Annotated in this window: 11 protein-coding genes; 5 read left to right on the top strand and 6 right to left on the bottom strand. The window is 40.0% G+C overall.

Annotated features, from left to right (window positions below):
* The first annotated feature begins 9 nt into the window (after nucleotides 1–9).
* The gene (locus LEP1GSC192_RS19195) at nucleotides 10–291 is read left to right on the top strand and encodes a hypothetical protein (RefSeq protein WP_020771569.1); all 282 of its coding nucleotides are present in this window, start codon (nucleotides 10–12) and stop codon (nucleotides 289–291) included.
* Between the two features lie 95 nt (nucleotides 292–386).
* Here the strand turns inward: LEP1GSC192_RS19195 and LEP1GSC192_RS19190 are convergent, their stop codons facing one another.
* Nucleotides 387–632 carry a hypothetical protein gene (locus LEP1GSC192_RS19190; RefSeq protein WP_020771595.1) on the bottom strand — a complete coding sequence of 82 codons (246 nt, stop codon included), beginning with the start codon at nucleotides 630–632 and terminating at the stop codon, nucleotides 387–389.
* A 264-nt stretch (nucleotides 633–896) separates the two neighbouring features.
* Nucleotides 897–1,745 carry a hypothetical protein gene (locus LEP1GSC192_RS19180; RefSeq protein ID WP_020771563.1) on the bottom strand — a complete coding sequence of 283 codons (849 nt, stop codon included), beginning with the start codon at nucleotides 1,743–1,745 and terminating at the stop codon, nucleotides 897–899.
* 293 nt (nucleotides 1,746–2,038) lie between these two features.
* Between LEP1GSC192_RS19180 and LEP1GSC192_RS19175 the strand changes: the two genes are divergently transcribed.
* The 3 genes from LEP1GSC192_RS19175 to LEP1GSC192_RS19165 all read left to right on the top strand — a co-directional run bounded on the left by LEP1GSC192_RS19175 (nucleotide 2,039) and on the right by LEP1GSC192_RS19165 (nucleotide 4,617).
* Nucleotides 2,039–3,199 (top strand): glycosyltransferase family 2 protein, encoded by a 1,161-nt coding sequence (locus LEP1GSC192_RS19175; protein WP_020771651.1) that lies wholly within the window; start codon nucleotides 2,039–2,041, stop codon nucleotides 3,197–3,199.
* A gap of 145 nt (nucleotides 3,200–3,344) precedes the next feature.
* A complete protein-coding gene (locus tag LEP1GSC192_RS19170) occupies nucleotides 3,345–3,887 on the top strand; it encodes a DJ-1 family glyoxalase III (RefSeq protein ID WP_020771599.1) in 543 nt (180 codons plus the stop codon).
* 1 nt (nucleotide 3,888) lies between these two features.
* Complete coding sequence (locus LEP1GSC192_RS19165) at nucleotides 3,889–4,617, top strand: NAD-dependent deacylase (RefSeq protein WP_020771621.1); 729 nt, start codon at nucleotides 3,889–3,891, stop codon at nucleotides 4,615–4,617.
* Here LEP1GSC192_RS19165 and LEP1GSC192_RS19160 read toward each other — a convergent pair.
* Genes LEP1GSC192_RS19160 through LEP1GSC192_RS19150 form a run of 3 tightly spaced genes read right to left on the bottom strand, consistent with a single transcriptional unit; the run spans nucleotide 4,605 to nucleotide 7,709 of the window.
* Entirely contained in the window at nucleotides 4,605–5,699 is a 1,095-nt protein-coding gene (locus tag LEP1GSC192_RS19160; protein WP_020771641.1) for a DUF1574 domain-containing protein, read from the bottom strand. The two genes, LEP1GSC192_RS19165 and LEP1GSC192_RS19160, sit on opposite strands and share 13 nt — an antisense overlap.
* A gap of 14 nt (nucleotides 5,700–5,713) precedes the next feature.
* Nucleotides 5,714–7,213 carry an MBOAT family protein gene (locus tag LEP1GSC192_RS19155; protein ID WP_020771562.1) on the bottom strand — a complete coding sequence of 500 codons (1,500 nt, stop codon included), beginning with the start codon at nucleotides 7,211–7,213 and terminating at the stop codon, nucleotides 5,714–5,716.
* A 4-nt stretch (nucleotides 7,214–7,217) separates the two neighbouring features.
* A complete protein-coding gene (locus tag LEP1GSC192_RS19150) occupies nucleotides 7,218–7,709 on the bottom strand; it encodes an NYN domain-containing protein (RefSeq protein WP_020771628.1) in 492 nt (163 codons plus the stop codon).
* A gap of 74 nt (nucleotides 7,710–7,783) precedes the next feature.
* On the opposite strand from LEP1GSC192_RS19150, the gene LEP1GSC192_RS19145 reads away from it, so the two are divergent.
* A complete protein-coding gene (locus LEP1GSC192_RS19145; protein WP_020771668.1) occupies nucleotides 7,784–8,632 on the top strand; it encodes a hypothetical protein in 849 nt (282 codons plus the stop codon).
* 3 nt (nucleotides 8,633–8,635) lie between these two features.
* On the opposite strand, the gene LEP1GSC192_RS19140 is transcribed toward LEP1GSC192_RS19145, so the two are convergent.
* Entirely contained in the window at nucleotides 8,636–9,097 is a 462-nt protein-coding gene (locus tag LEP1GSC192_RS19140) for a PaaI family thioesterase (protein WP_020771580.1), read from the bottom strand.
* Nucleotides 9,098–9,169 lie beyond the last annotated feature (72 nt).

Genomic DNA, 9,169 nt, shown 5'->3' with positions numbered 1-9,169 from the left:
GACATTACCATGAAAAAGTTTCTATTTATCTCCGCTTCCGCATTAGCCGTTGCGGTCTTCTTAGCAATTCCAGGCACAATCAGCTCACAAAGTGGGGACATTGAAGCAGCAATCCAAGCAGCTTGTAACCGTTTGGTAGATGGGGGATTGTATAAAAGCTGTAAGCCGGCCCCAGGATTCTCACTCGGACAAGGTTATTATAGCCAATCCGCTAAAATCAAATGCCAATGTGATAACAAATCCGATAACGGAAAAACGATCGTTACCATCTCTCTTTGGCAAGGGTATTAATCCTTCCTTAGTAGGTCCCGGTCTTTCTTAACGTTCGATGTAGAGCTGCGGAGAAGTCGGGATTATGTCCTAAAACTTTAAAAAAACTAGACGTTTTACCTAGGACATTTTTTCAGTTCTTTTTTTTTCGCGATAATATTCGAGAGCACATCTTTATAGTAATACTGTCCTTCTTTCTGATCTTCTCCTGCCCAAAAAAAGAAAACCAAAGGTAGCCAGAGCCAAGACCGAACCTCATGCAGATAGGTTTTCTTAAATAGCAGTTTTTGGTCCTCAAATGCCGAAACATCGAAACTTTCAAACACAGTTAATCTGCTAGGCAAAAGAGTCAAAGTCATCATGGAAAACGTCCTTCCTGCGTGGTTCCAAATTGTTTTTGGAAAGAACCGGATCTACGGAATGATAGCCTTGGTTCACGATATCACCAGACGCCGAATCTAATGCGACATAATACCTATTATCGGAAGTTGACTTAGATCGGAACAAAGTTACTCTGCAGCCTTTTCTGGATATAAAAAGCTTAGATTCCGAGACTGCAGACAAATGGACGGCTCCTTTGTCGTATGGAAGTCTACTTTTTTAACTCGTCGAAGTGCCTACATTCTTCAAAAATCGCTCAAATCATCATACAAAATCAGATCGTCCAGATAGACATTTGCATAATCTGTCCGGAGTCCGGATGTTCCCCAGCTAAAGGTCCCATCCGTAACGGACAATTGCAGAACATTATCCACGTAAAAGTCAATATGGTTCCCAATCGCAACTAAGGTCAGCTTATACCATCGTTTTGTTTGAAAAGATTTTGGATTTCCTGCCTGATCCTTTAGGGTTCCGGTTGCCAAGGTTGTGTAAGTCCCGCAGAGTTTTTTCTTAAAATAAACGGTCCCATCACTTCGGAGAGATGCCACATACAAATCATTTTCTGTCCTGTATCTCGTGAATAAATGAATCCCCTGCCAATTGTCCGTTGCTTCCTGCCAAGAATCTATATAAAACCTCGCCTCAACGGCTTGATCCGTCCATTTTACCCGAGAACCATTATGTAAACCTTGGATCAACATCCTAAAATTGTAATCTTCCGTTTTCGCCCTCTTATAAAGCCCACCCGAAAGATGTTTGGATAGCAGACTTCCGGAAGTAACTTCAATATGCGATTGCAAAGCCTTATTAGAACTTACTTCTATCACCGTTCCATCCGCGTACGTTTCAAAACCTTCGAACGAAACTCCGTCTGGTGTTTGCCAGGTATAAACCTCGCTAGAACCGCTCGGATAATAACCTGTTCCTGGAAAAAATTCATAAGTTCCAGGAGGATTACAAGAACTCGCTTCCAGTTGGTTTTTTGTTCGGTAGGAAGGATCTAAAACTTGTTCCAAAATGATATTCGTTCCGAGATCGAAAATGCCTAAATAAAAGAAACTAGCAATACCTAACATTCTAAAGGTGGGAGTCATATTGTTGCCTATCTGATGATTTTCGACCCGAGATCAAATCCGTTCCACTTTCAAAAGTCAAGCGGTTAAATATCTCCTCAAACATGGAGCATTCCCGATATATTTTCGACCGAAGTAGAATACAAATTTTTACTTCATCCGAGTGCATACCTAGTTCGAGAAAGAATAGAATTTGGTCGAAATCATTTACGTTTTCTAAATACTTTGGTCTGGAAATTTATTTGTATTTAGTATGTAATCAATTAATTACTTAAAATATTGAATTCGAAACTTGCTTGTAGAAATTTGGTTTCATGCGGCCATCTATTTCAGTTATACTTCCTACATACAACGAAAGCAAAAACCTACCGATTGCAGCGGATAGAATTACTCGCTCCCTATCCGATTATCGTCATGAAATTATCGTAGTGGATGATGACAGTCCGGATCATACCTGGGAAGTCGCAGAACATCTTCAAAAGAAAATACCTCAACTCAAAGTAATCCGCAGGTTGACCGGAAAAGGTCTCTCCTCCGCTGTTTTAACCGGAATGGGCGCTGCCGAAGGAGAAGTTTTTGTGGTAATGGATTCCGACCTGCAACACGACGAAAAGATACTTCCGGAGATGATCCGTTCTTTTTATGAAAGAAATGTGGATGTCTGTCTCGGGACCAGATATGCCAAAGGAGGATCTACGGGGAAATGGTCTTTGGCTAGAATTGGTATCAGCAGATTTGCGAATTTTTTAGCAAAAGGTCTTTTAGGTCTTCCTGTTTCAGACCCTATGAGCGGTTACTTCGGGATCAAACGTTCCGTGTACTCTGAAACTAAAAACTCTATCAACCCGAGAGGTTTTAAGATCCTTCTGGAATTTTTGGGAAGAAGTAAGGAAAAACTGAAAATTGAAGAGATCCCATATACTTTCCAAACAAGAATATACGGAGAAACAAAGTTAAACAATTCGGTAATCAAAAATTTCTTTTTGGCAATCTTGGACATTCGTTTCGGAAAATGGATCTCCCCCACCTTCTTACTCTATTCACTTGTAGGTGCAAGCGGAGTGCTTGTAAACTTAATCGGGTTTTTTATCGGCGAATTATGTAAATTTCCGGAAGTACGAACCGGGATATTCTTTTTGGATCCTTTTTCACTTTCGGTATTTTTCGGTATAGAACTTTCTATCCTATCCAACTTCTTCTTGAACAATTACTTTACATTTTATGAAAGAAGGTATTCAGGCAAAAATTTAGGAATTGGATTTCTAATATTTCATTCCGTAAGTATGGTAGGGCTACTTGTTCAAATGTCAGCATTCCATTTTATCTATTATTCCATTTTCAAACAATGGAGTGGAGTCTCCGAGCTTACTTTAAAATTCAGCGCGGATATTCTTTCCATCCTGACAGCTATGGTCTCAAATTATTTCCTGAATTCCAATCTGACTTGGTCCAAGAAAGCGGAACTAAATAGATAAAGTTTTTATTGATTTCTTCTCCAAGGATCCCAATATAATGATAGCCTGTCCTTGACAAGTTTCAAGGATACTGAAGCCTGCAAATGCGGACAATAAAGAGAAGGTCCACTACCTTCTAAACCAACCCAATCGATCGGAGAAAAATATGCCTAAGGTGCTCGTTCCTTTTGCGGACGGAATGGAAGAAATGGAAGCAGTCATCGTGGTGGACGTGCTTAGAAGAGCCGGGATTGAGGTTGTCTCTGCCGGAATTTCCTCGAATATAATCTTAGCTTCCAGAGGAATAAAATTAGTTTCAGATTCACTTTTGTCCGAAATCGATCCTTCTAATTTTGATATGATTGTTTTGCCTGGAGGAAACCAAGGAACTAAAAATCTGAATGCGGATCCTTTAGTTTCGGAAATATTAAAAAAATTTAAAAAGGAAGACAGATGGATCGGTGCTATCTGTGCGGCACCGAACGTTCTTTTAACCCACAACATTCTTCAGGACCAAAAATTTACCGCCTTCCCCGGAAGTGTACCCTCCAATGAAAAATATACGGGAAGCAGATTAGAACTTTCCGATAAAATTCTAACTAGTATCGGTCCCGGCTCCGCATTCGAATTCTCTTTAAAAATTGTGGAACTTCTCTCCGGGGTCGAAAAAAGAAAAGAAGTGGAAAAAAACTTACAACTTCCTGCATAAAATGCAAATATCGCCGCAGCTAAAAAACAGATTTAAGAATTCCAAGAATATTCTAGCGCTCACGGGGGCAGGAATTTCAGCGGAAAGCGGAGTTCCTACATTCAGAGGAAAAGAAGGTCTTTGGAAACAATATAGGGCGGAGGACCTTGCAACTCCTCAAGCATTTCGTAAAGATCCGAAACTCGTTTGGGAATGGTATCTCTGGAGAATGGAATTAATCTCTACTAAGTCTCCGAATCCTGCTCATTTTGCATTGGCAGAATTGGAAAAGAAAAGATCCGATTTTTACCTAATCACCCAAAACGTGGACGGCCTTCATAAAAAGTCAGGCTCCGAAAAGGTCATGGAAATCCACGGAAATATTTTTAGGAATAGATGTATCAGCTGCGCTCACTTTTATGATTCGGATCTTTCTAAACTGAAAATTTCTATAGAATGTGCAAACTGCGGAAACTTGGTAAGACCGGATGTTCTATGGTTCGGAGAAAGTTATGATACGGAACTATTAAACCAAGCTGTGTCTCTTGCAGAAAGATCGGAACTCGCTTTAGTGATCGGTTCTTCCGGCGCTGTAGGAATTCCCGTAGAACTTGCCAGGATTGCAAAAGAAAACGGAGCTTTTGTGATAGAGATAAATCTCGATCCAAGCGGCTATAGCAGATACGCGGACCTATTCCTACAAGGAAAGGCGGGAGAAATCCTACCGGAAATTGTTTCTTATTTCGTATGAATCTTTGGAAACGTTTCTTCTAACTTTCTAAAGATATAATCTCCGAAGACGGGGAAACAATTCGGGGACATATGACCTGGATCCGCAAATTCCTCACAATTATAATTCGGATCCTCGTTCATATTCCAGAAAGGCGTCCCCGTCTCTTGATTAAACTTCTCCACAATAGGTTTCCAGACTTCCATGGGAGTTTTGAGACCTTCGGAAGTTTCCACTTTCCTAGTCATATATAGATTAAAATATGGACGAGCCACCTTCACCCAGATAGTCGCGTAAGGTATATTGTTTTCTTTTAATATACTGATGGAATCTTTCTGCATTTCGAACATATTCGAATGAAAGGTATACGGTTTTAAATAGGAGGAAAAATCCGTTTCGGATACCTTTACAAGCTGTTCATCCGTATGTTTCTGTTTAACAAGCTCTCTAGGAGTGCTTCCCCTTTCTTCTTTAAGCATAGTCAACACTTTTTGGACCGCTGTTTGATACACTTTGGCTAAAGCGGAGGAGTTTTGCATTCTTTCCAAAACCCGCCAGAGTTTAGGTCTATCTCTATAAGTATGAAATAGATTCTTGGAGATAAAAACCGATAATTCTTCTCTGGAATACCTGGTCCAATGCCTGAGTATAAACTCTGGGGAAAGGCCATAAATCAAGACTTCGTCCAATGCGAGAACGGGAGTTTTATTATATATTTCTAATGATTGGTCCAGAAGAATAAAATCCGGTCTTGTGCCGTCCGAATGAAATCTTTCCACCCAGTATAAAAAATAATCCGGAGATCCTCCCGGAACAGAAAAATTATAAAGCACCCAGTCCGGATGTTTTTTTTCCAATTCTTTCGTAGGAAGCAGAAGCGCCCTGGAATTTCCGAAAAACACCAAAGTTTTTTTACGTGTAGCCGGGTCTTTCTTCAGATACTCTTTCAGATCCGAATATAGATCCTCTTTGCTGATAAAATTCAAATGAGATAACGTATTGGAATAATAATATTGAAAAAACTCTAAGGTGAACAGTCGATCCAAGCCCAAGGAAATCAAAAGAACAAGCAGAGGAAGAAGTAAGAATGTATTCTTTTTCATAGTGATTTAATCGCCTAAAATTGACAATAGATACAGGCTCCGGAATCCTCCGATAATAATGCGATGGCAAATACCGTCCCTACCCCGCAGGCCACAAGTAGCCAATCCTTTCCTCTTCCCCATTTCAACAATAAGTCCTTTCTGGATTGGATCCAATGGAAAACGATAAATCCCAAATAAGAATATCCGATCTTTTCAATATTCTTCATGGATTCTAAAATAAAAGGAGAAGGTCCGGTGACCAGGGAAATAGAATTTTCTATCCAGCCAAAGCCTAAGGATTGTAAAGAAGCGGATAAATAATTAGGAGTATTCGTAACAAGTCCCACAACGTGTTGAAGCATCTTAGTTGCTGAGTTTGCCCTAAATAAGATCGCGCTGAATGAGAATAAACAGAATACGAATTGTATCCTCAAGAAGTTCAGAATTTTACTTTTGGAATCTTCGTCGTTCCAACCGAACTTGCCTACTAAAAACCTTTCGAAAGCGAGAATGACTCCCCAATAGAATCCCCATGCTATAAACGTATAGTCTGCGCCATGCCATACCCCGCCCACCGTCATAGTGATGATCAGATTGAGGTAGGTCCGCCATTCTCCTTTTTTACTTCCACCCAAAGGAAAATAAATATAATCCCTAAGCCAAAAAGAAAGAGTCATGTGCCATCTCTGCCATAATTCTCTTCCGGAAGGAGAAAACAAAGGTGCATTAAAGTTTTCAGGAAGTTCAAATCCGAAATATAGACCGACTCCTCTTGCCATATCCGTAAGACCCGAAAAATCACAATATACTTGGATTGCATATCCGAAAGCAGCTAAGACCAAGGATAGATTATCGTACTGTCCTGGATTCGAAAACACTGGAGCGATCACTCCGGCCACAGGGTCCGCGATCAGTAATTTTTTGATCAAACCTGAGATCATCAGATAAGAGGCGCGAATAACCTTATCCTTATCTGGGCTCAAATGTCCGATATTTACGAAATAATCCTTAGTCCTTAAAATCGGCCCTACAATCAAAACCGGAAAGAATATTACAAAACTAAGATATTGTTTCAATCCGATCACATCACCTTCCGGTTTGCGATAGGCATCCACAGCCGCAGCAATCATTTGAAAGCTGTAAAAACTCACCGCTAAAGGAAGAGAGATCTGCAATATTCGAGGAACTTCGTCAAAAAACGGATACTTAGTAAGATCAAAAAGTATCCTGTTCATAAAGTAAAAATATTTAAAGAATCCTAGATTAATCGCGTTTAAAAGAACGGCAAAGATCATCCAAACCTTCGGTTTTGCGGAAGTCCTGATCTTAAAATATGCGAAATAATTGAATAAAACGATAATTAAGAAATGAAAAAAGAAATAGAGCCCATTTAAGATGGTAGAAGAAGCGATTACGTAAAAGATCGCACTGGAAATGAGTAAAAAATCGGATCTTCTCTTTTCCGGAAGAAGCCAATAGATTGAATATATGACGGAGAAAAAAACGAAAAATAAGATCGAATTGTAGAGCACTCTTTTACTTTCCCTTCTTGAATAGTTCCTTCCAGTAGAGAATCTCTCCCGGAGAAAGTTTTGCACCGGAGTCCTTTTCTTCCCGAGTCGGTTTTTCCGCTAAGGCGCTTTCTATTTTTTTTACGAACTCTTCGGATAGTATAGGTTTTGTTCCTAGTCTTTTTGCAAAAGCCAAAATTTCCTGATCGGAAGTCACAACAAATAGATCCGCAGGCCTTGGAGCAAACTTGATATATTCCTTGATCAAATCGTCCGCCTTTCTGTCCTGGCTGAAATAAACGTGTATTTTTCCGTATGAATCTTCTTTGGTCTCGTTCCCTTTTTCTTTTTTACCATCGAAGAAAACATGGACCTTAGAACTTTTCAATTTAGAAGAATAAGATTCCAAAATCCGCAAGAGGCCGACTCTGGCATCCCTCAATCGATTGGAATACATATACTCTTCCAATTCAGGAATTTTGTAAATCAGGTTGAAACCGTCTACGACTAAATGCATCCCTTTAAAACTAGTGACCAGAATGTATGTTTTGGAAAAACTTGTAAACACCGAACCGAATCGGACAATGGCTCATGGCGGAAGCAAATTCCCAACCGGCAAAATCCTCTAAAATCCGAAACTTCATACAAAGGGTAAAATATTGGAGAAGTGTTTTGCCAGGTACTGCAAAAGATTATTTTCTTTTAGGTTTGGCCGCAATCGACGTATTCTTTCTACTATTCGTAAACTCTTACAAAGAATTCATCCACAAGGACATTCCCGCTTATATTCTAGCGTTCGACTTATTCGTCATATTTTTATGGGGAATAGAAGTTTGGATCAAAATTCGTCAAAAAAAAGACATCAAAAAATATTTGAGAACCAACTGGTACGAACTCATTGGTATCATCCCTCTATTTTTCCTGAGGCCGTTTTTACTTTTAAGAGGAGTTAAACTTGCGATTGCATTCTATAGGTTCGGGACATCGGGCCAGAACGTTAGCGAAGTTCTAACTCGCGAGATCACATTCAGATTCAGGGATGTGATCGTAGATACGATCGCGGATGCCGTATTTTTACATTCATTGGCAAGAGTGGAAGAAGTGATGCTAAGACTGGATTATAGTCAGCTCGCAAAAGAGGCCATTTCTAAACATAATGATCAACTAAATTCCAAGGTAAACGAATCCTTACAATCTAAGTTTTTATTGGAAGAATTATCCAAGATACCTTTCATGTCGCAGATCTCTCATAAATTAGGAGAAGATATCGGAAGAATGATCGCGGAAGTTTTAGAAACGGAAGTGATCGGCGATATTATGAAAGATATCACTGCGAACATCTTAAAAGAAATGGCGGAACACGTAAAAAAACTCCCCCTAGAGAGGATCACGGAACCGAAAGGGGAAGTACCTTCTCCCCCTTCTATTCCGGAAACGTAAATCTCAAGCAACCCCACTCGGAATTCTTAAGATCAAAACCTGAGTCGTCGATTTTGCAAGAAGTTTGCCCTCCTCATCGAAGGACTCTCCTTCTAAATAAATATGTTGGTTTCCTCTGGCGACAACCTTTGCATGTACAGTGATCCTTTGGTTCTCTTTTACCATTCGAATATAACTAACACTTAATTCCAAAGTGGTGGTAGGTTTGCCGGCGGCCAAATAGCATAACGGACCGAAGGTATTGTCGAATGCTGCCGCTAAAAATCCGCCTTGGAAAACTCCCATCGGATTGGAGAATCGAGGTTCCACGTAAAAACTACAGACCATCTCCTTCTTACGCACATAAGAAACAAATTCCCCGGATAATTCTTTGAAAGCGGGAGGAGGTACCTTTAAACCCGGTGCGGCCTTCGAAAACTTCTCCCATTCTTTCTGCATATCTTCTAAATCTTTTTGATTCGCCAAGGTGGATCTCCTAGTATATTCCGATCTTGTAAAGAAATTGGATTCGAGCAAATTAAAATTGCCATGATTTGG

The sequence above is a fragment of the Leptospira sp. B5-022 genome, from assembly GCF_000347035.1.
GTDB lineage: Bacteria > Spirochaetota > Leptospiria > Leptospirales > Leptospiraceae > Leptospira_B > Leptospira_B cinconiae.
The sequence above is the reverse complement of the archived record's forward strand: the minus strand, read 5'-3'. Positions and strand labels throughout refer to the sequence as shown.

Excerpts from the sequence above, each read along its gene's own strand:
- LEP1GSC192_RS19195 (WP_020771569.1), top strand. The coding sequence starts at position 10 with ATGAAAAAGTTTCTATTTATCTCCGCTTCCGCATTAGCCGTTGCGGTC.
- LEP1GSC192_RS19190 (WP_020771595.1), bottom strand. The coding sequence starts at position 632 with ATGATGACTTTGACTCTTTTGCCTAGCAGATTAACTGTGTTTGAAAGT.
- LEP1GSC192_RS19180 (WP_020771563.1), bottom strand. The coding sequence starts at position 1,745 with ATGACTCCCACCTTTAGAATGTTAGGTATTGCTAGTTTCTTTTATTTA.
- LEP1GSC192_RS19175 (WP_020771651.1), top strand. The coding sequence starts at position 2,039 with ATGCGGCCATCTATTTCAGTTATACTTCCTACATACAACGAAAGCAAA.
- LEP1GSC192_RS19170 (WP_020771599.1), top strand. The coding sequence starts at position 3,345 with ATGCCTAAGGTGCTCGTTCCTTTTGCGGACGGAATGGAAGAAATGGAA.
- LEP1GSC192_RS19165 (WP_020771621.1), top strand. The coding sequence starts at position 3,889 with ATGCAAATATCGCCGCAGCTAAAAAACAGATTTAAGAATTCCAAGAAT.
- LEP1GSC192_RS19160 (WP_020771641.1), bottom strand. The coding sequence starts at position 5,699 with ATGAAAAAGAATACATTCTTACTTCTTCCTCTGCTTGTTCTTTTGATT.
- LEP1GSC192_RS19150 (WP_020771628.1), bottom strand. The coding sequence starts at position 7,709 with ATGCATTTAGTCGTAGACGGTTTCAACCTGATTTACAAAATTCCTGAA.
- LEP1GSC192_RS19145 (WP_020771668.1), top strand. The coding sequence starts at position 7,784 with ATGGCGGAAGCAAATTCCCAACCGGCAAAATCCTCTAAAATCCGAAAC.